This window comes from Methanosarcina vacuolata Z-761 (genome assembly GCF_000969905.1).
Taxonomy (GTDB): domain Archaea; phylum Halobacteriota; class Methanosarcinia; order Methanosarcinales; family Methanosarcinaceae; genus Methanosarcina; species Methanosarcina vacuolata.
Genome location: NZ_CP009520.1, coordinates 977,373 through 999,474 on the forward strand (window position 1 = coordinate 977,373; position 22,102 = coordinate 999,474).

Below are 22,102 nucleotides of genomic sequence, written 5' to 3' on the forward strand. Positions count from 1 at the left end.
AATATTTCGTGTTACAAATTTTAGTTTTTCTATTCCCATATCATTAAATTATTGAACAAATAAAGAGTTTATGGAAGTCCTCAGAGGCATTTTAGATGAAAAATAGAGAAATATACCAGAAAGATCCGGCCAGTATAAAGCTTGTAAACGAGGGTGTAGCTTACGTAAATGACGATAAGACTCTCCAGGCGATGAAGGTTCTTCGTTACGAGCTGGATACCTTTGTTTGTGACGGACAATATCAGAAGGGCTTGGAGCACATTCTGGAAACTTACCTTCGAAATATCAGTGAAGCACAGCAACCTGGAGTTTGGGTCAGTGGCTTCTATGGATCAGGGAAGTCTCACCTGGTGAAAATGCTTCGCTCTCTGTGGGTAGATGTGACCTTTGACGATGGAGCTACTGCACGCAGCATCGCCAGTCTCCCAAAGAACATAAATGACCTGCTAAGAGAGCTCAGTACCCGAGCAAAGAGGTACGGTGGACTTCATGCAGCTTCCGGTACATTGGGAGCAGGTTCAAGTGAGAGCGTCCGACTGGCACTTCTCCGCATCATCTTTAAGTCGGTTGATCTTCCAGAGCAGTATCCTGTAGCCCGTTTTGTGATGTGGTTGAAGAACGAAGAGATCTATGAGACCGTACGTGGATATGTGGGGCAAAATGGATACGATTGGGATGAGGAACTGGACAATTTATATGTGGCTGAAGGTCTTCATGCGGCGCTCATCCAAGCCAAGTCCAATTTATTTGCATCAACTGAGACCTGCGCAGAAATTCTCAAGAATCTTTTTCCTTATGTCAAGGACATCAGTAGCGATGATATGATCAAAGCTATCCGTCAAGCTCTGACAAATGAGGGGAAGTTCCCGCTTACTCTTATTGTACTCGATGAGGTTCAGCAGTATATAGGTGAAAGCAGTCAGCGTTCTATGGATGTTCAGGAAGCTGTGGAAGCCTGCTGTAAGAACATTGGTGGCAAGCTCCTGTTCATCGGGACTGGGCAAACAGCAGTAACCGGAACGTCAAATCTGAAAAAGCTGGAAGGCAGGTTTACAGTTCGTGTTGAGCTTTCAGATTCTGATGTAGACGCTGTCATCCGCAAGGTTATTTTGGCCAAAAAGCCCCAAGCCATTTCTACGATTGAGCAAGTGATGCAAACCAATCTGGGGGAAATCTCCAGGCATCTTGCAGGAACAACTATTGGGCACCGACAGGAGGATATTCAGTATTTTTCCCAGGACTATCCAATCCTTCCGGTTCGCCGCCGTTTCTGGGAAAACACTTTGAGAGTGCTCGATCAAACAGGTACTGACAGCCAGCTTCGTAACCAACTCAGCATGGCCCATAAAGTAATCCAGACCAAGCTCGATGATCCACTGGGACACGTTGTCACGGCTGATTATCTCTACTTTGATTCTGCTGACAAACTACTGCAATCTCGTGTTATCCCCAGGAAGGTGCACGAAAAAACCATGAGCTGGATTAAGGGCTCTGAAGATGAACGGCTTATGGCCAGGGCATGTGGCCTAGTGTTCCTAATCAATAGACTTGCCGGAAGTAATAATGAAATTGGAATCAAGGCGACTGTTGACACTCTTGCAGATTTGATGGTGGAAGATCTATCTCAGGGCAGCAGTTACTTGAGGAGTAAGCTCCCCGGTCTTCTGGACAACTGCGAGCTGCTAATGAGAGTAGGAGATGAATATCGTATCCAGACCGAGGAAAGCGCCGCCTGGAACGATGAATTCTTCAGTCAGCGGAACCAGCTAGCAAATGAAGCTCATCGCATCGAAACGGAACGTGATGATCGTATTCGCCGCAAGTTCGGTGATACTGTAAAAAAGATTTCTCTAAAACAGGGTGTCTCTAAAGTCTCACGTGATGTTTATCCAATCTTTGATGCACAGTTGCCTTCAGATAGCAACAAGAAAATCTGTGTCTGGATCCGGGATGGTTGGAGTATAGATGAAAAATCTATTAGAGTGGATGCGTTACAGGCTGGAAACCAATCTCCTACTGTTTTTGTCTTTATCCCTAAACGTTCAGCTGATGATTTGCGTCACCACCTCATCGATTACAAGGCTGCCAGTGCTACTTTAGATAAGAAGGGTGTACCCAATACGCCCGAAGGAACAGAAGCTCGTGCTGCTATGGAAACAACAAAGAAGAGCGCTGAAGGTCAGATTAACGAACTGCTGAATGAAGCCTTTTCTGGAGCCCGTGTATTTCAGGCGGGTGGAAACGAAATTCTTGGAAATAACTTACAGGATATGATACTTGAAGCTGCTGGGAATTCTCTCCAGCGCCTGTACCCTCAGTTCTATGTCGCTGACCATAATGGGTGGGAAAAAGTATACTCCAATGCCAAAAAAGGTTCCCCGGATGCCCTCAAAGCGGTAGGTTATGAAGGTGAACCAGCTACAAACCCTGTATGCAAAAATATTTTGGGATTTATTGCAGGGGGCAAGAAAGGTTCAGAGATCCGCAGCCATTTTGAAGATGAAAATTTCGGATGGTCTGGAGATGCCATGGATGGTGGAATCCAGGTGCTCCTAGTAGCAGGTCTCATAAGGGCACAGGACGAGCATGGTCAGGGTATTGATCCCAGGGAACTGGAACGAAAAGCTATAGGCAAAGTTATATTCAAGGTAGAATCGTCCACGGTGACAACTCCGCAGAGGCTTCAGGTACGCAAACTCCTGCAAAAGCTGGGTTGCCAGTTCAAACAGGGCGAAGAACTAGCAGTTATACCCGAATTTCTTCAAAAGATGAATGGATTAGCCCATCGTGCTGGGGGTGAAGCTCCCAAGCCAGAGCTGCCAAATATCTCATCATTGGAAGAAATTCGACTGGAAGTCGGAAACGAACAACTTCTTTCTCTCTATAATCGTAAAGATGAACTCACACAGGCTATCGATTATTGGAATAACCTGGCTGAGCGTATCGAAAGGCGCTGGCCTTCCTGGATAAGTCTCCAGGAACTACTTAGGCATGCGGGAGAAATGAAAGCTGTCCAGGAAGCACGTCAGCAGGCTGAAACTATCGAACATCAACGCCTGTTACTGGCTGAACCAGACCTGATTCAACCTCTTGTTAAGTCTCTTGAAGATGTTTTACGCAAGGAGCTGATGGCTCAACAAAAGCGCTATGCAGATGAACTAAAAAAACAGAAACAGCAACTGGAAGCAGATTCCTCCTGGAAGGAACTTTCTGAGGATGAGCGCGGGCAACTACTGATCAAGTGTGACATTACAGAAGTCCCGGGAATTACTGTTGGCACACATGATGAACTTTTGAAGGCACTGAAAAAGTATCCAATCAATTCTTGGAGCGATCGGATTGATGCCCTGAGCAATCGTTTTTCCAAAGCACGAGAGCTAGCAGCCAAATCCCTTGAACCGAAAACCCAGACCATCGATCTCCCACGCCGCACCTTCAAAACCGAAGATGATATTGATGTCTGGGTTCAGGAAGTAAAAGAACAGATCAAGACAGCCCTGGGCAAGGGCCCAGTTGTGATTCGGTAATTGATTAGGGGGATTTGAGAATGAAGCCTCTTGAAAAAACATTACGAAATAAACTCGAAAAAACTGTGAAAGAAGCCAGGGATATTGCCGAAGCCGCTGCCAGGGCATCATTGGAACAGCTTGGTGTTGGTGAAGCTTCTCCTTTTGCCTATCTTTCTGAAGATCAGAAGGAACTCCGTCGTAAACTCCGTGCTCATGGTCGACAGCTTGGGGATCAGCGTAATCCTGAAACCGGAGCTCAGGAAATTAGCCAGCTTGTCGAAGAAGTAGCCTACGAACACTGGCACCGTATGTTATTCGCTCGGTTCTTGGCAGAGAATAATCTGCTCATGTATCCAGATCCAGTTGATCCTATTGCTGTGACTCTTGAGGAGTGCGAAGACATGGCAGTCGACGAAGGCGCGAAAAACGGATGGGAATTAGCTTCCCGTTACGCTGCCCGGATGCTTCCACAGATCTTCCGACCGGATTCACCTGTATTCCAACTTATTTTGCCACCAGAACATCAGCAGAAGTTGGAAAGGTTACTGGCAGATTTGCCTTATGAAGTATTCAACGCTTCCGATTCACTGGGCTGGGTTTACCAGTTCTGGCAGGCTAAGAAGAAAGACGAAGTTAACGACTCTGGGGTAAAAATAGGCTCCAGGGAACTTCCTGCTGTCACACAGCTTTTCACAGAGCCTTACATGGTTAGCTTCCTTCTGGATAATTCACTTGGCGCTTGGTGGGCAGCACATCGATTGACTAGTGAAGATTTAAGAAGTGCTGCAAGTGAAGAGGAACTCCGGCAAAAGGCATCAATACCAGGTGTGCCGTTGGACTATCTTCGTTTTGTCAAAACAGATGATGGCGTATGGACACCAGCTGCTGGAACTTTTGACGGCTGGCCGAACCATCTGAGCGAACTAAAGACTCTAGATCCATGTAGTGGATCTGGGCATTTTCTTGTTTCTTCTTTCCTTATGCTCGTGCCCATGCGTATGGAAATGGAAGGTCTCTCTGCCAAAGATGCAGTGGACGCAGTTCTCAATGATAATTTGCATGGATTGGAGATTGACCAGCGCTGTGTGGAACTGGCAGCCTTCGCCCTTGCTCTTTCTGCTTGGTGTTACCCCGGAACAGGTGGATATCGCCCGCTGCCGGAAATGAATTTGGCTTGCTCGGGCCTTACTATAAGCACTAAAAAGGAGGACTGGCTGGCACTAGCAGGAGACAACAATAACCTTTGCATGGCCCTTGAAGAACTGTACAATCAGTTCAAAAACGCTAATGTCTTGGGAAGTCTAGTCAATCCAGAGGCTGGTCTTTTCAGAGGCACACTTGTAGAAATGGAATGGGATGATATTGCTCCAATCCTTACCAAAGCGCTTTCTGGTGAAAAAGATTGCGAAAAAACGGAAATGGGTGTAGTAGCTCAGGGAATCGTAAAAGCCACCAAAATGATAAGTGATAGCTATAATTTGATATTTACAAATCCTCCATATCTAGGAGATAGAAAGCAAAGTAAAACGCTAAAGGAATTTTGTTATAAGCAGTATCCAAAGGCAAAGAATGAACTAGCAACTGTATTAATGGAGCGCAGTATAAAACTGCTATCTGAAAACGGCCTGTTTGCAGGTGTTATGCCACAAAATTGGATTTTCCTTAAAGGATCTGCCGACCTAAGAAAATACTGGCTAAAGCATATTTGTTTCAAAAACATAGCAAGAGTTGGCGGTAAGGGTTTTTCTAGTCCTCAAGCGCAAGGAGCGTACATTGCTCTAGTATTGCTGGAAAATATTAATGTAAAAAATGAAAGCCGTATAGCGTGTCTTGATGCTTATGAATATGGCACATTAGAAGATAAGGTCAGGGAACTTATTATTGGTGACATAACACAAATTAATCAACTAGATCAATTGAAAAATCCTGACGCTCGTTTGCTCTTTGATTCTCAAGCAAATGGAATACTTATTGGACAAATTGCATGTGCACCCCAAGGCATCAAGACTGGTGATGATGAAAAGTGGAGAAGACGATACTGGGAAGTTCTCTTTCCTTCAGATGATTGGCGTCCTTTCTTGTCTACTGTTGCCAAAAATACATTTTGGGGTGGGCGTTCATACGTCATTGACTGGAGTACGGGTGGACAAGGGATGATTCGGCCACGAAAAGACAATGTTGCCGTTGGAAATAAAGGTGTAGCAATAAGTCAAATGGGTCAGTTTCCTTGCACTCTTTATGCTGGCGAGCTTTACGATAGCAATATTGCTCCAATAGTACCCAAAGAAGAAGATTATATCGAAATATTATGGCGCTACTTTAGTAGCCCTGAATTTCATACAGAGTTAAGAAAAATCGACAAGAAAAGGTCGATTACAAACGCAACCTTTCTAAAAGTTCCTCTTCAAAATGTGGAAGTTCCATCCTTTGCTTTGCCTAAACCCTTCTCTGAAGACCCCACACAGTGGATATTCCATGGTCACCCAACAAAGAGTTATGAGCCTCTACAGGTAGCAGTAGTCCGTCTGATTGGCTACCGCTGGCCCGCCGAGCTGGATGCGAAGATGGAACTCTCCGATGAAGCTCGGACTTGGGTAAAAAAGTGTGACGAGTTAATTCCTTATGCCGATGAAGATGGCATTGTCTGCATCCCCCCAGTCCGTGGGGAGGCTTCTGCTGCTGATCAGCTCCTTAATCTACTGGCTGCTGCATACGGTGAGTCGTGGAGCAATGACAAGCTTTCGGAATTACTTAAACAAGCAGATCATGCAGGTAAACCATTGGAAACCTGGTTGCGTGAGAAATTCTTCACTCAACACTGTAAACTCTTCCAGCATCGGCCATTTATCTGGCACATATGGGACGGTTTAAGAGACGGTTTTGGAGCACTAGTTAACTATCACAAGTTGGACAAAAAGCTACTCGAAACACTGATTTATACCTACTTAGGAGACTGGATCAGCCGCCAGAAGCAGGATATAGCAAATGGTGTTGATGGCTCACAAGAAAAGCTTGATGCTGCTGAGGGCCTGAAGAAAAAACTTGAACTTATCCTTGAAGGTGAAGCCCCTTACGATATTTTTGTCCGCTGGAAACCCATTGAAAAGCAGCCTATTGGTTGGGATCCTGACCTTAATGATGGAGTACGTCTCAACATCCGACCATTTATGAGTGTACCTGATATGAGCAAGAAAGGTGCAGGGGTTCTCCGAGACAAGCCTAATATCAACTGGAATAAGGATAGGGGAACAGATGTTGAATCCGCTCCATGGTATAATCCCGACCCTAAAAAGCATCCCAATTATAAAGGTAAAGAAGGAGAGCGAATCAATGACTATCATCTGAGCCTGAAACAAAAGAAGGAAGCACGAGAGGCTGCAAAATGATCAAATCCGTAAATGATGATTCTGTCTCTCGACTAGATGGGATGCTAAACCTTTTGCCCTGAAGGAGAAGGAATAAATGCGTGTCATAGAACATTTTATCAAAAAAATTCGTCAGGCTGCAGTCTACAATCCAGATGTGCAGGTAGCCCCTGCCTGCATTTTATGGCCGGACATCGACAGGCAATGGGAGGCTGTGATTCCTAACCTGCAGAATGAGTTGCCTGAACTTTTTGTCCTTGGTGACTACAATCCTGAAAAACGATCAGGGCCTGCTATCTGGCTGCGCTGTGTAGTTGCAGATAAAGTTGATGATGTTGATCTGCCGTGTGACAGGACGCCTATTTTCTACCTTCCGGGCTTCAGCCGCCAGGACTTGCGAGCTGTGGAAAGCTGTCCTGACCAGCTAAAGCCTCTGGTTTCACTCCAGTACCTTGGAGTGATCTGGTCGCAGGTCAATGCCAAGGACTGGACTATCCTCGCTTTCCTCAAATCTGACCAGGGGGGCATGGGCTTGGATGTCGCTCTGGACAACGATACCAAGAACGCCATGCAAATGGCACTTTGCCCTCTGCTGGATGAAGAGGTAGAACTCCTCAAAGGTAAACGGATAGACAAGGACTACTTCAATGCCTTACTTACTGGGGGTGACCCTGTCCGTGACTTGCTTCAATGGCTTGATCATGGGGATACCTTCCGTGCTGAACATGATGAAAATGAATGGAAAGCTTTCGTGGAACTTTGCAAGTCTCAGTTCGCTTTTGATCCGGAAAAAGATGGAGTTATTGTTGGAGCGACAAAACTGGCTTGCCATGAAGGATCCTGGAGTCCTGTTTGGGATAGATACCGCGAAGCTCCAAAACGATATCCTAATATTCCTGCCCAAATACGCAAATGCAAACCGCCCAACGGGACGATTCAGTGGCACCTAGGTGGGGGCAAATTTGATGGCTGGCCACAGTGGAATGAAACCCAGGAGAGTAAACTTCGCACAGATTTGAGTACTCTAGAGAGCATGCCATCTCATGAAGCCCGTAAAAAGCTTACAGAGCTTGAAAGCCAGCATAAGTCAAGACGCAGTATGGTGTGGATGGAGTTGGGCGAAGCTCCTCTTGCACGTGCTATGGAACACCTTTCTGTTCTTGCCTCTACCACGAATACCGCTCTGGCTGCAGGTTCCGTTGACGACCTCATGGCTGGTTACACGAATGCGGGTTGGAGAGCTGACGATGCCGTGATGAAGGCTCTTGCCTGCGTGGAAAAAGAAGAGGATTTTGAGGCAATTAAAAAAGCAATTCAGTCTATTTATATTACTTGGGCTGAAGAATCCGCCAGATACCTGCAGAAGATTGTAGAAAAATCAGGATATCCAGGTGGCAGTGCATCCAGCTGCAAAACACTTCAGTACAAAGATAGGGAATGCGTCCTGTTTGTAGACGGACTTCGATTTGATACAGCTAAAAGGCTTGTGGAAATGCTTGCTTCTCAAGAATATAAGGTAGAAGAAAAAACAGTATGGTCAGCTCTTCCCAGCATTACAGCAACGGGTAAGCCTGCGGTGACCCCTGTGAGAGATAAGATAAAAGGCGAAGATTCCAATACTGACTTTGAGCCCGTTGTTGCTGAAACGGGTCAGTCCCTTAAAGGTGGTTACCATCTGAAAAAGTTGCTAATTGATGGAGGATGGGAGATTTTAGAACGCTCATCGAATGGCAATGTAAATGGTCGTGCCTGGTGTGAATTCGGCAACATTGACCATGACGGTCATGACAGGGGATGGAAACTCTCCAAGCATCTTGAGAGCACATTGAGCGAGATTCAGGACAGGGTAATTCGTCTTCTTAAAGCTGGGTGGAAGAGTGTCCATATAGTCACTGATCATGGATGGCTTCTATTGCCAGGTGGACTACCAAAAATCGATTTGCCCAGTGCACTGGTAGAAAGCAAATGGGGACGCTGCGCCTCAATCAAACCTGGTGCCACAACAAATGAAAGGCTATATCCCTGGTACTGGAATAGCAATCAGTATTTTGCTCTTGCAGATGGCATTAGTTGTTTCCGTAATGGTATGGAATATGCTCATGGTGGTTTGAGCCTCCAAGAGTGCCTAACACTGGAACTAAACGTTTCGTCTGGAGTATCGAAGGTTTCAGCTGTTTCCGTGGAACTTACGGATATAGTTTGGAAAGGGCTGAGGTGCACCATTGCCGTTGATGGAGAATTCTCTGGGTTATCACTTGATATTCGCACTCAACCAGGAGATTCGTTTTCCAGTGTGGTTCTGAAAGTAAATCCGTTGAAAGACAACGGAACAGCTTCTGTAGTTGTTGAAAGTGAAGAATTGGAAGGGGTCAGTGCAACTATCGTTCTGCTTAATTCCAATGGTGAGCTTGTGGCCCAAACTGATACAGTCATCGGTGGAGGTAAAGAATGAGTGAATTGGATCAGATAGACAGGCTGGCTGCCTCGTCTCTTGATGGATATCTGGTCAGGAAAGATCTTGTTCGGACTTTCAGTCGTCAATTTCCAGTACCTACCTACGTTGTAGAGTTCCTTCTGGGACGTTACTGCGCAAGTATAGATAATGATGAGATAGAGGAAGGACTTGAAATCGTCCAGCGGCAGTTAAATTCTCGCACCGTAAAGGCAGGAGAAGAAGAACTTTTTAAATCCAGAGCAAGGGAAAACGGTGAAGTGAAGATTATAGATCTCATTACTGCCCGCCTTGATGCTAAAACAGACTCCTATGTAGCAACATTACCTAGCCTTCAGTTAACAGATGTTAGAATCAGCTCTGAACTGGTAAATGAGCACGAAAGAATGTTGACTGGAGGGTTCTACGCTGAAATTTCTCTCAATTATGATGCAGCCATTGCCCAGGAAAGCAAGGGACGACCTTTTGGAGTTGAAAGCCTTAGGGAGATCCAGCTATCTAAGAGAGATGTACTGAATGTTATGGCAGAGGCTAGGAAAAAATTTACTACCGAAGAATGGAAGGCTTTTCTACTTCGAAGCATAGGCATCGAACCAACAGCCCTTTCTGAAAGAGTCAAGAACGCATTCCTTCTAAGGATGGTGCCTTTCGTAGAACGCAACTATAACCTTGTGGAGTTAGGGCCTCGCGGTACCGGGAAAAGTCATCTCTTCCAGCAGATTTCACCTTATGCTCATCTGATCTCCGGCGGAAAAGCTACAGTAGCAAGGATGTTTGTAAATAACTCCACTGGTCAGCGTGGACTTGTCTGTCAGTATGATGTAGTCTGTTTTGATGAAATTTCTGGCATCAGCTTCGATCAGAAGGATGGTGTCAATATCATGAAAGGATACATGGAATCTGGGGAGTTCAGCCGGGGCAAAGAGAGTATCCGTGCCGATGGAAGCATGGTCTTGGTCGGTAATTTTGAGGTAGATGTTGAGCATCAACAACATGTTAGCCATCTCTTCGGCCCCATGCCTCCGGAAATCCGAGATGACACTGCTTTCATGGATCGTATTCATGCTTATCTGCCAGGCTGGGATGTTCCCAAGATCAATAAAGAATTACTCACTGATCACTTTGGCCTAGTCAGTGATTTCCTTTCGGAGTGCTGGAGTCAGCTTCGCAATCAGAGCCGAGTTTCTCTGCTGCAGAACCGTGTTTTTTACGGAGGTGCGCTCAGCGGCCGGGATACAAATGCGGTAAACAAGACTGTTAGCGGGCTTTTGAAACTGCTCTATCCCGGAGATACCACAGAAATTCCAGAGGAGGAACTTGAATGGGCTGTCCGGATTGCTATGGAAGCAAGACGCCGTGTTAAGGAACAACAAAAGAGAATCGGTGCAGCAGAGTTTCGGAATACCCATTTCAGCTATGTTATGGGAGAAGATGGAATAGAAAAGTTCGTCTCTACACCTGAGCTTCAGAGTGAAAACAGCATCGGAGGAGATCCTTTGGAACCCGGACAGGTTTGGGCCATTAGCCCTGGCAGTATAGACGAACATCCTGGACTATACCGTATCGAAGTAAATGAAGGCCCTGGATCAGGTGTGAAAATTCTAAATAAACCGGTTCCACAGGCTTTCCGTGAGAGTGTGAACTATGCTGAACAGAATCTCTATTCTAGGTTTATGCAACTTGTAGGAGACAAAGATCCTCGCCATCATGAATTTACAGTCCAGTTACGAGCTTTTGATGTCTCAAAGTCTGGAGCAAAGCTCGGAATGCCCTCTTTAGTTGCCCTCTGTACTTCATTATTAAGGAGGAGTGTTCGTGGTGGTTTGATCATAGTTGGCGAAATTGCTTTGGGTGGTTCCATTGAGCCTATTCATAATCCCGTGACTATTGCAGAAATTGCTGTTGAAAAAGGTGCAACTGCCCTTCTTATGCCCGTTTCTTGTCGCCGTCAGCTTTTCGACCTATCTGATGATATGGCAACTAAGATTGATATTCAGTTTTACTCGGACGTTCGAGATGCTTTAGTCAAAGCTATGGTTGACTGATTTGAGGTAAATTATATGTCTAAAGATAAAAGAAAAGATGGAGATTCCTCTGAACAATTCGTGCTCATTTGAACAATTCGTGCTCATTTGAACAATTCGTGCTCATTAATACCTAAGGGAAGAGATCTTAATTGCCGCAACTAAGGTTTTTGAGGAGATACGATCTAACTTTTCCCGTTGGATTTCTTCTTCTATAACTTGCCAACTAAGGATTAAATTTCAAGAAGTATGGCTGAAAATACAGCCATTATTTGGCTTTTTGGGTGTACTTTTAAACGTAAAGCACGGATTCTGATCTGCGCTCATCTATGTTTATCCTTGGTTTATTGATAATATAGGGGGATCGATACACATTTTTTGTACTATCCAATTTTTCGCGATCATGGTCTCTTTAATTTGGAGTTCAGATACTCCTTTAAAACTACGGCGTTATTAAAATCTTCATTTTTTGCGGCGTAGAGTAGGGTCAGGTCAGTTTCTTTCGCTTTATCTATGAGTTTCTGTACATACTCTTCTTTTAGCTCCAGTTCTTCAAGATAGCATTTCCTGAACTCTTCCCATTTCTCAGGATTATGTGAAAACAGTTTTCTAAGCTCGTCCCTAGGAGCTATCTCCTTTAACCACAGATCAATCCTGACTTCATCTTTTCGAAGCCCCCTAGGCCAAAGCCTATCGACAAGTACCCTGAATCCGTCCTGGTCTGATGGCTGTTCATAAATCCTTTTCAGTCGAATCAACTACTTCCCCCCCCTTTTAATTATTTAAACATTTTCTGAGTTCATTTAGTCATTTACTCATTTTTGACTTTCTGGATGGGCTCTAAGAGAAACATCAGCTTCTTGAGTTTCAAAAACTGGATTTGTGCTTTTCAACCAATTTCTCATATACTTCCAACGTTTTTTCCGCTATGGTTTTCCAGTTGTATTTCTGTTTAAGAAGATCGTTCCCTTTTTCTCCCATCCTGTTACGACCAAGCCCTTCAAGGATATAATTTAGACCCCAGGCAATAGAAGAGGGTTCTTTATAAGCAATAATACCTGTTTTGAAGTTTTCCACAAGGGCGACTGCATCACTTGCGACTATCGGTTTACTTGCATCCCAGGCTTCAAGTACGACAATTCCGAAAGGCTCGTTCCTACTAGGAATGCAGACAAGGTCACAGGCATTAAACCAGTCTATCACAGTATTATCCGGGGCATACCCAAGAAAGTTACAGGAATTACCGATCCCAAGTTTATGAGCTTGATACTCACAATGGGCGCGCATTTCTCCTTCTCCTATGAGTACAAACTGTGCATTCTTTTTCTTCAGAACCCTTGCCGCAGCTTCTATTAGCAGGTCAGGCCCTTTCTGATATGCCATCCTTCCAGTAAAAAGCACAACTGGAAGACACGGATGAATGCCATAATGCTTTTTTATATTCCCTGGATCGACTTCTCTTTTAATCTTTCCCACATTTATGCCGTTAGGAATTTTCCAGAGTTTGTAATCGGGAATTTTGTAAATTTGCTGAATTTCTTTTTTTAATATTGTCGAAGTAATGATCACATCGGAGCATTCGTACCCTCCGAGCCATTCCCTATGCGAGATTTCCTTTGCCTCCCACCAGTCTCCATAACGATTTCCATTACGTCCCCATTCAGTGCTGTGAAAAGTCAGAACAAAGGGCAGCCCGAACTCGGCTTTTATTCTGCAGAGAACATTTACAGGATGCCAGTCGTGCCCATGCAAGACGTCAAATTCACCTGCTTTCTCTCTTACATTCAGGAACCGATTGTACATATTTTCGCACATCAGGTTCATCTGTTCCACTATCCCCCCAATTTGATCACAGGTAACTCTGTGATAGTGGACGCCAGTAATTATCTCATCATTATTTTCGTGGCCCCGTGTAAAAAGGTGAACTTCGTGTCCCTCAGCTGCAAGAGCTTCTGAAAGTTCGGATACATGGGGGGCAATTCCCCCAACACGTATGGAATACAAACTTTCCCAGGAAAACATTCCTATTCTAATTTTTTTCATAGGTTCACTTATCCCTTTTTGTCAAGGTGAGGGTCAAGGAACTAAATCCCAAACAGAATACTGTGTGCCTGGCGGAGTTTAATCCTGGTTCCCAGGTGAAGACAAATTCCTTAACTGTTCCATCAGGCCGAGAAGGTTAGCCTCACCCCATAACTCGACAATCTTACCATCTTTAATACGGAAGATCTCTATACCAGTCATAGTTATTGGTTTTCCTGTGATCGGCAGACCCATAAAATCGCCTTTATGTATACCATGGGCTGTGAAGCGAGCAGCCACATTATCTCCTTCGGCAATCATATCTTCTATTGTAACATTAAGATGCTCGAAGGCTGCTCTGCATGAGGTGATTACTTCTTTTATTCCATTTATTCCTGAAGATACAGGAAGAGGAACATGAAGAGTGAAATCAGATGATAGCAGTTCATTGGCAATATTTAGATTTCCTTTAGAGGGCCCTTCCTCAAAGAATCGACGGACTATTGCTTTATTCTCTTCTGTAGACATATTTCTCCTCTATTGTTTTATTTATCCTGTTCGTGTGATTAAATCTTACAGCAAACGTGTGGATTCAGTTTGCCTCGGGACTTTAACAACAAGTACTCTAAAGACTCCATCTCCAGGATTCAAAAGGCGATGAGGAACTTTTGCAGGACTTTCAATTAACGTATCCCTGCTGACCTCCTGTTGTTCATCCCCAATCTCAACTACGCCTTTTCCCTCCAGAATATAGAAAAAGACATCTGTTGGAGTGATATGCTTTTTTAAAGCTTCTCCTGGCTTGAGTTCTATGTGTACTGCTTGGGCATGTTCTGTATCATAAAGAGTCCGAACGCTTACATTGTGAGGATTTGGTTTTTCAGGTGAAGACTTCATCTCAATAACTTTCATATTGTTCCCTCTTTTTAACCATAATTTTATGTTATCCTGTATATTTTTACAAATTATGCTAGTGTTGCATCAATGTTTGTTGACGCAACACCAGTTTCTTCCTGAAGCTCATGCTTGATTCAGAAGCACTTTCATATCCGCTTCAACGGTTGTGTTTGGCCTGATATTGAAATTATCAACCAGCACTTTAAGAACGTTTGGAGATACACAAGCCGGAAGTGTTGGGCCTAGGGTGATGTTCTTTACTCCAAGACTCAAAAGAGCAAGCAGAACAAGCACGGCTTTTTGCTCATACCATGCTATGTTGTAGGAAACAGGGAGATCATTTATGTCCTTGAGACCGAAAGCCTCTGCAAGTTTCTGAGCTATTACTACAAGCGAGTAACAGTCGTTGCACTGCCCGGCGTCGAGAACTCTCGGGATTCCTCCTATATCTCCAAGATCCAGTTTGTTATAGCGGTATTTGGCACAGCCAGCTGTCAGAATTACTGTGTCTTTTGGCAGGGCTTTTGCAAAATCTGTGTAGTAAGCTCTTTCCTTATGTCTGCCGTCACAGCCTGCCATAACTATGAACCTGCTGATTGCTCCACTTTTTACGGCATCTACGATCTTATCTGCAACAGAAAGGGCTGCATCATGTGCGAAACCTCCAACTATTGTTCCACTTTCCAGTTGCTCGGGAGGCTTGCTCATTTTTGCCTGTTCTATAAGGGGATTAAAGTCCTTTGTGCCATCTTCTTTTTCGTATATGTGGGTAAGCCCTTCAAAACCCACGACTCCTGTAGTGTAGATCCTGTTTCTGTATGATTCCCTTGGTGGGATTATGCAGTTTGTTGTTAGCAGGATGGGGCCGTTGAATTTTTCGAACTCTTCGTTCTGTCTCCACCAGGCATTTCCGTAATTGCCTACGAAATTGTCATATTTCTTAAAGGCAGGATAAGAGTTTGCAGGCAGCATCTCACCGTGGGTATAAACATCGATTCCTGTGCCTTTCGCTTGTTCAAGGAGCTGTTCGAGATCTCGAAGGTCGTGCCCACTGATAAGTATTCCAGGCCTATCTCTTACACCTATGTTAACTACTGTTGGTTCAGGGTTTCCATATGTTTCTGTATTTGCTTTGTCAAGCAGGGCGAGGACAGCTACACCTTTCTGTCCACACTCCAGGACAAGACCGATTAGAGCTTCCACTCCTAAGCTGTCGTCTGTTGTTGCAACCAGTCCTTTTTCTATAAACTCAAAGCTTGCTTCATCTTTATATCCCAGAATATAGGCATGGTGTGCATAAGCGGCCATTCCCTTCATCCCGTAGGTAAGAAGTTCTCTAAGGGATCGGATATCTTCATCTGCAGTTGAGTGAACAGCAACATCCAAATTTCCTATGTTTTCAGGGGTAACTGTAGCCACTGCAGGCAGGTCTTTTTCGGCATCTATTATTCCCGAAGGAAGCTTTGCCTTAATGTTGTCTCTGAGCTCAAATCCTTTCTTTATAAAGGATTCAATTTCCTCCTTGTCAAAATTAGTGTTAGTAAGAGTGGCAAAGAAGCCGTCGAGAATAAAACGATCTGTTGCTTCTTCATTCAGACCTGCAGCCCTTGCTTTAAGATTATAAAAAGAGATGCTTTTGAGAACATAGATTAATCTGTCCTGAAGATCTGCAACTTCTCCTTTCTTGCCACACACTCCATTTTTCGTACAACCTATTGACTTAAAAGTTTCTTGACATTGATTACAAAACATACTTTATCACCTTTAAAACTGTTATTCAGTTTACTCCCAGTTTTTTCATCCTATCATATATAACGATTCAGTTTCTTAATCATTGAGGTGTAGTGTAATATAGTTGTAGAATGTATCTGTAAAAAATACAATAGGGAACTATTTTCTATACGATAGTGGCTCATATATAGGAGACAGTTTCGATATGGGTACTTTAATAATAAAAATTCAATTTCACAAGCTAGAGCTTGGATTTTGTTTTCTAGGCTGCAAACAGTAGAGATTTTTCTTTTTGTTGACACTTCATTCCGTCTTCAACAGTTTCCCTTATGACATTCGATCTTGTGCAGGATAGTAGCCCCGGGTAAAGGATATTTCTCCGAGCAGTCGGTACAGGGATAGAAATTCCACGTTTCGGGTTCGGATTACAAATAGCAATCTATAAGGAAAATCGAATCATTAACAATTTTTATATACATCCATAATAATGCCTTTTCAACAAGTGACCTTATATGAGTGAGAAAAAAATAGATGAGTCTTTACTCAAAAGTAAAGGATTTCTGCCTCAGAGGCAGGAAAACATGGTTTCAATGCGGGTTAGAGCTACTAGTGGCAGGATTGACGCAGAAAAGCTGCGTGCAATTGCTGATGCTGCCGAGAAATACGGACATGGATATATCCACATAACTTCAAGGCAGGGAATTGAGATTCCTTTTGTCAAACTCGAAGAGGCTGAAGAAGCAAGTTCTGAACTTGAGAAGCAGGGAGTTTTGAGAGGCTCGTCTGGAAAGCGAGTAAGAGCAGTAGTTGCCTGCCAGGGAAATGAGGTTTGCAGGTTTGGGTTGATCGACTGCCAGCAAATAGCAAACAGGATAACTGAAAAATATGTAGGAGAAACTGTTCCCAAAAAACTCAAGATTGCAGTAACTGGCTGTCCATCGGCTTGCGTAAAACCCCAGGATACCGATTTTGGAGTAATGGGTACGACAAAACCACAACTTATCTCAGAAAACTGTGTTGGCTGCAAGCGCTGTGAAAAAGCATGTAAAATGGAAGCAATAAAGGTTCTCGATGATAAAGCCAGCATAGATAGGGAAAAGTGCATCCTTTGCGGGTTATGTATAGCAGCCTGCAGGAAAGATGCGCTGAGGGCGGAAAAAACCGGATGCACAATCTTTGTCGGAGGTAAGCTGGGAAGGAAGCCTGGGCACGGGACAAAGCTTCTTGAGCTTGCTGACGAGGGGCAGCTATTTTCGATTCTAGAAAAAACCTTTGAGTATTACAGGAGAGAAGGCCTTGACGGAGAAAGGTTAGGAGATCTCTTTGACAGGCTGGGATTTGAAAAATACAGGAAAGAAGTTCTTCCCTGAAATTTCTGAGGTTTTTCCGGTAGCACTGATGAACTCATAATACTCCACCAGAGTATTGACTTTGATTCTGTAAATATTAAATTATTTTCAATGTATGTCGAGAATTTCAGTCATTATTTGACTTTTTGGGTATACTCTGAACCATAAATTAACCTACATATGTATTAAAATAATTAGATGTTTGAGGCACTCAATTTCCGTTTCTTATGAGTTCTGAGGCACGAAAATTGTCCCATCTCTATCAGGATAAAAGCTAAATCATAAAGCTAAATCATGTGCAGAAGAGATAGCTCCTAAATCCCCGAATTATTAAAAAAGATCAAAACATGCGTAATTATATACTAAAACTTCATAGCTATTTATGGGGATTTGCTCACCCCGTTACATCCCACATGCCAGGTCCGGAGAAGGTCTTTCGAGATCGTTATTCTCCATGACCAGCTTTTAATCTCCATTTCAAAAACGGATACATTTTCTCACTACTGGCATCCACTTTTGAATTTTGGTATCATCTCTTTCTGATTATTATCAGGTTGCAATCATTATTCTAAATAATTTTTTGGATTTATTCATTCTTTCTTTTTCTCCGTGACCTTTGTTTTTTCACTTTCCTCACTTTTCCTTTCATTTTCATTTTTCATCTGACTATTCAGGCAAGAAAGTGTTTAAAGGAAGCGTTTTTAATTCAGCAGGAGAAATTACTGGGATAGGTGAACTATATATGAAAATCGCAGTGTGCGGAAAAGGAGGAAGCGGAAAAAGTACGATTTCGGCGCTCCTGGCAAAGGAAATGGCAAAAACTAAAAACGTGCTTGTACTCGACATTGACGAGTCCAATTATGGGCTGCACAGCCAGCTAGGAATGGTAGCTCCTAAGGATCTTATGGAATATTTTGGAGGAAAAACCGGCTTTAAAGAAAAACAAAGGGCTGCTCCCAAAAAAACGCAGTTCCTGGAGCTTGCAGCCAGTGGGAGTACTTCAGGTCAGCCAGCTCAACAGAAGTCCCGCTTTTTCGACAAGAGATGGAGTTTTTCCGATCTCCCGCCGGAATTTGTGGAAGAAAAGGACGGAGTTAAGCTGATGGCAGTTGGCAAAATTCACAATTTCGGAGAGGGCTGTGCCTGTCCAATGGGAGTTCTGACAAGGGAATTTCTTGAAAACCTTGACCTTGGAAAAGATGATCTTGTAATCGTGGATACCGAAGCCGGCACTGAGCACTTCGGGCGTGGGGTTGACAAGGACTTTGACCTGATCCTTGTTGTTGTTGATCCTTCTTACGAGTCTTTAAGGCTTTCAAAGAAATTTGATGAATTTGGCGCACAATGCGGCTGCAAGGTTTATTTCGTGCTTAATAAGGTTGAACCGGACATAAGGGAAGAGATGCTAGCGTCGGTAAATTGCACGAATGTAGTGGCCGAAATCCCGGAAAGAAGAGAAATATTTAAGACGTCACTTAAGGGCAAAGAACTTAATTTAGAGCTAGATGAGATCAAGAATCTTGCAGAGTTTCTGAGGAAAAGTTAAATTGTTTATTCATAAGCTGGACAGTGAGCAAACTGTTACCAGCATTTAAATCTATTTTTATGTTCTGTCAAAAACTGTAACTCTCATCATTTATTATTTTTTTCTGCAATTTGAGGTCGTACAAGAAGAGAACTTCAGGGCACTTATCCGAAAGTATATTATTGATCGTGTTATTTGAATAATGCAAAAGTTTTACCTGGTTTCGGACAGCAGGTATGGTTTGTTAAACTGTCCTTATGAAACTTCAGATTTGCTGTCACCAATCGAGTAAATCACTTAAATTTGCTGATATGAATCAATAAGAATATATTTAATCTGTTATCTGAACTATATTTTTTCCTGTTTAAATACTGGAGACAATAATTATGACAATGCGTGAGTACATGCTTGGAAACGTGGCAATTGCCCGCGGGCTTCTTGAAGGTGGCGTGCAGGTTATTGCAGGCTATCCCGGGACTCCGTCGTCGGAGATTATAGATACGCTTGCAGCCCGAAAAGACCGGGATTACCATATTGAATGGTCTGTTAACGAAAAGGTGGCAATGGAGGTTGCAGTCGGAGCTGCCTGGACAGGAGTTCGTTCTGTAGTGACAATGAAACATGTCGGGCTAAATGTTGCAGCCGATCCCTTTATGACTCTAGCGTACGCAGGGACAAAGGGTGGGCTGATTGCCATCGTTGCTGATGACCCATCGTGCCACTCATCCCAGAACGAGCAGGATACGCGGCGCTATGCCCAGTTTGCCCTTGTGCCCTGTTTTGATCCCTCAACCCCCCAGGAAGCAAAGGACATGCTGCCCTATGCCTTTGAATTTTCCGAAAAGTTTGAAGTTCCTGTGATCTTCAGGCCCACAACCCGGATTTCGCACGGAAAGTCAGATATTGAGCTTGGAGAGATACCCGTCGAAAAACCGGCTCCTAATTTTGAAAAACTTCTGGACCGCTGGGTCATGCTTCCAAAGAACGCACGCCCACGCCATACACATCTCCTTTCTATCCAGCAGCCCATTGAGGATGCCCTTGCCGAATCCCCATGGAACTCCCTTGAGCTTAAACCAGATGCAAAATTCGGAGTAATAGGGGCAGGCATTGCCTCAGCGTATGCAAAAGAAGCACTTGTGGAGCTTGGACTTGATGTTTCTTACCTTAAAATCGGAGTTTATCCAGTTCCGAGAAAACTAATTCTTGAGCTGCTTGAAACCGTAGACGCCGTACTGGTGTTTGAGGAACTTGAGCCTATCGTGGAAGAACAGGTAAAGATGATTGCACAGGAAGCCGGGATTGAGGTTTCAGTGCTTGGAAAAAATAATGGTTTTGTGCCAAGAGAAGGAGAACTGGATGTAAGTGCCTTCCTTGAGGCCCTTAAGAAAACCTTCGACCTTGAGACTGAAGCTGAAACATCAGGCACATCTCTTGAACTTGCTCCTCGCCCGCCTGCTCTCTGTGCAGGCTGTTCTCACAGGGCGACTTTTTACTCAATGAAAAAGGTCTTTGGAAAAGATGCAATTTACCCCAGCGATATCGGTTGTTACACCCTCGGAATTCAGAGCGGAACTGTTGAGACCACACTCTGCATGGGCTCAAGTATCAGCGTTGCTTCAGGGCTTTACCATGCAGGAGAAAAGCGGCCTATCTGCTGTTCCATAGGAGACTCGACCTTTTTCCATTCAGGCATGAACTCGCTCCTGAACGCAATTGTTAATAAAGCGAATATCACGGTTACTATTCTGGACAACCGTATTACAGCCATGACCGGACACCAGCCAAATCCAGGCGTCGGGTATACGGCAACAGGAGAGCAAACCGTACAGGTTTCACTTGAAGAGCTCTGCAAAGCAATGGGTGCAGAATTTGTATCGGTTGTCGATCCTTATAAGCTTGAAGAAATACAGGAAGCTTTTAAGGCAGCAAAGGAATTTGAAGGCGTAGCTGTGGTTATTGCCAGGCAACCCTGCGTGATTTCAGGAAAAAGGGCAGGTATACGTCGGACCCCATATGTTGTTGATCCTGAAAAATGCGAAGGCTGCAAGCAGTGTGTTAAGTTCGGATGCCCTGCAATTGAGTTTGACGAGCAAAATAAATGTGCTGTAATTACGGCTCTTTGCAGTGGGTGCGGAGTTTGTGCCCAGATCTGCAAGTTTGATGCTATTCAGGAGGTGAAGCGATGAGCCAGGCTGAACAAAAGAAATTAGATCTCCTTATTACAGGAGTAGGAGGACAGGGTGCAATTCTTGCCTCCGACATTATAGGAAAAGCCGCAGTTACTGCAGGAATGCCTATCAGGGCTGCGGAAACTCACGGCATGGCCCAGCGTGGAGGTTCGGTTGTAAATCATATTCGGGTTGGAAATGACTACGGGTCCATGATTCCGAAAAAAGGTGCAGACCTTCTGCTTGCCCTTGAGCCTATGGAAGCAGTCAGGTATCTGGATTTCCTGAAGGACGGCGGAATTATTATAATGAATACTCAACCCATAGTTCCTGTAACTGTTACCTCAGGCCTTACGAAATATCCGGAAGTCTCAGACATTCTTGATTTTCTTTCGGAAAAATACATAGTCAAAGCCTTTAATGCAGATGACCTGGCTTACGAAGCCGGGAACAGGCTTGCAATGAATGTTGTGATGGTGGGAGCAGTCTCAGGCTATCTGCCGATTCCTAAAGAAACTCTGCTTGATAGTGTTAAAGCCCTTGTGCCGCAGAAAACAATTGAAGTGAATCTCAGGGCTTTTGAAGCGGGAAGACAAAAAGTAGAGGAAAGTTAAATCTTTCCTTTTACTCCTTTTCAGTGAAGACTTTTTACTTCTTGCAGTGAAAACTTTTTACTTCTTGCAGTGAAGAAATTGCTTATCATCCTATTTTAATCACTAAGACAGGCGTGTTAATTGCACAGATACTCATTGTAAATCTTTTTAATTCTCTATAGATTCCAATAAGCTACTAATGCTAATAGCTCTGTACATTTCTATTCAGAGCTTGAAGGATCACTCATTAAATTATATGCACAAACAGAACATATCTATCTAGAATTTTCGAAATACTTGTTAATTAATCCGGAAGCCGGAGAAGTAATTTACACTATTTAAGAATTAAAGTTTAGGAGAAAACTTTTTTATACTATTACGTTATTTGTATCTTAAACTATAACATTCTTTTAAGGCACTTGCAATACCTAAGCAGGTATCTTATCATTTAGAAAGGAAATATC

At 43.7% G+C, this 22,102-nt stretch carries 13 protein-coding genes; 8 read left to right on the top strand and 5 right to left on the bottom strand.

Annotated elements, in window-relative coordinates; genetic code table 11:
- Window positions 1-95 precede the first annotated feature (95 nt).
- The 4 genes from brxC to brxL all read left to right on the top strand — a co-directional run bounded on the left by brxC (window position 96) and on the right by brxL (window position 11,371).
- Entirely contained in the window at window positions 96-3,527 is a 3,432-nt protein-coding gene (gene brxC / locus MSVAZ_RS04205) for a BREX system P-loop protein BrxC (protein WP_048118458.1), read from the top strand.
- A gap of 20 nt (window positions 3,528-3,547) precedes the next feature.
- Window positions 3,548-6,895 (top strand): Eco57I restriction-modification methylase domain-containing protein, encoded by a 3,348-nt coding sequence (locus MSVAZ_RS04210; protein ID WP_048118461.1) that lies wholly within the window; start codon window positions 3,548-3,550, stop codon window positions 6,893-6,895.
- A 76-nt stretch (window positions 6,896-6,971) separates the two neighbouring features.
- Window positions 6,972-9,326 (top strand): BREX-1 system phosphatase PglZ type B, encoded by a 2,355-nt coding sequence (pglZ, locus tag MSVAZ_RS04215; RefSeq protein ID WP_048118462.1) that lies wholly within the window; start codon window positions 6,972-6,974, stop codon window positions 9,324-9,326.
- Window positions 9,323-11,371: a protease Lon-related BREX system protein BrxL gene (gene brxL / locus MSVAZ_RS04220; protein WP_048118465.1), complete on the top strand. Its 2,049-nt coding sequence runs from the start codon at window positions 9,323-9,325 to the stop codon at window positions 11,369-11,371. Before pglZ ends, brxL begins: the two co-directional genes overlap by 4 nt.
- A 380-nt stretch (window positions 11,372-11,751) precedes the next feature.
- Here brxL and MSVAZ_RS04225 read toward each other — a convergent pair whose 3' ends face one another.
- From MSVAZ_RS04225 to hcp, 5 genes are all read right to left on the bottom strand, one after another.
- Complete coding sequence (locus MSVAZ_RS04225; protein ID WP_048118469.1) at window positions 11,752-12,108, bottom strand: DUF488 domain-containing protein; 357 nt, start codon at window positions 12,106-12,108, stop codon at window positions 11,752-11,754.
- A gap of 109 nt (window positions 12,109-12,217) precedes the next feature.
- The gene (locus tag MSVAZ_RS04230; RefSeq protein WP_048118471.1) at window positions 12,218-13,393 is read right to left on the bottom strand and encodes a glycosyltransferase family 4 protein; all 1,176 of its coding nucleotides are present in this window, start codon (window positions 13,391-13,393) and stop codon (window positions 12,218-12,220) included.
- A 78-nt stretch (window positions 13,394-13,471) separates the two neighbouring features.
- The gene (locus MSVAZ_RS04235; RefSeq protein ID WP_048118473.1) at window positions 13,472-13,900 is read right to left on the bottom strand and encodes an ester cyclase; all 429 of its coding nucleotides are present in this window, start codon (window positions 13,898-13,900) and stop codon (window positions 13,472-13,474) included.
- A gap of 45 nt (window positions 13,901-13,945) precedes the next feature.
- Window positions 13,946-14,284, bottom strand: coding sequence for a cupin domain-containing protein (locus tag MSVAZ_RS04240; RefSeq protein ID WP_048118475.1), 339 nt, complete (start codon window positions 14,282-14,284; stop codon window positions 13,946-13,948).
- 108 nt (window positions 14,285-14,392) lie between these two features.
- Window positions 14,393-16,021, bottom strand: a complete 1,629-nt coding sequence (gene hcp / locus MSVAZ_RS04245) for a hydroxylamine reductase (RefSeq protein WP_048118478.1) — start codon at window positions 16,019-16,021, stop codon at window positions 14,393-14,395.
- A gap of 491 nt (window positions 16,022-16,512) precedes the next feature.
- Here hcp and MSVAZ_RS04250 point away from each other — a divergent pair, with 491 nt between their 5' ends.
- From MSVAZ_RS04250 to MSVAZ_RS04265, 4 genes are all read left to right on the top strand, one after another.
- On the top strand, window positions 16,513-17,370 hold the full coding sequence (locus tag MSVAZ_RS04250) for a 4Fe-4S binding protein (RefSeq protein WP_048118481.1): 858 nt from the start codon (window positions 16,513-16,515) through the stop codon (window positions 17,368-17,370).
- Window positions 17,371-18,091: 721 nt separating this feature from the next.
- Window positions 18,092-18,895, top strand: a complete 804-nt coding sequence (locus tag MSVAZ_RS04255; protein ID WP_048123679.1) for an ATP-binding protein — start codon at window positions 18,092-18,094, stop codon at window positions 18,893-18,895.
- 365 nt (window positions 18,896-19,260) lie between these two features.
- Window positions 19,261-21,063: an indolepyruvate ferredoxin oxidoreductase subunit alpha gene (gene iorA, locus MSVAZ_RS04260; RefSeq protein WP_048118483.1), complete on the top strand. Its 1,803-nt coding sequence runs from the start codon at window positions 19,261-19,263 to the stop codon at window positions 21,061-21,063.
- Window positions 21,060-21,659, top strand: coding sequence for an indolepyruvate oxidoreductase subunit beta (locus tag MSVAZ_RS04265; protein ID WP_048118486.1), 600 nt, complete (start codon window positions 21,060-21,062; stop codon window positions 21,657-21,659). The genes iorA and MSVAZ_RS04265 overlap by 4 nt, the downstream gene beginning before the upstream one ends.
- The last annotated feature ends 443 nt before the right edge of the window (window positions 21,660-22,102 follow it).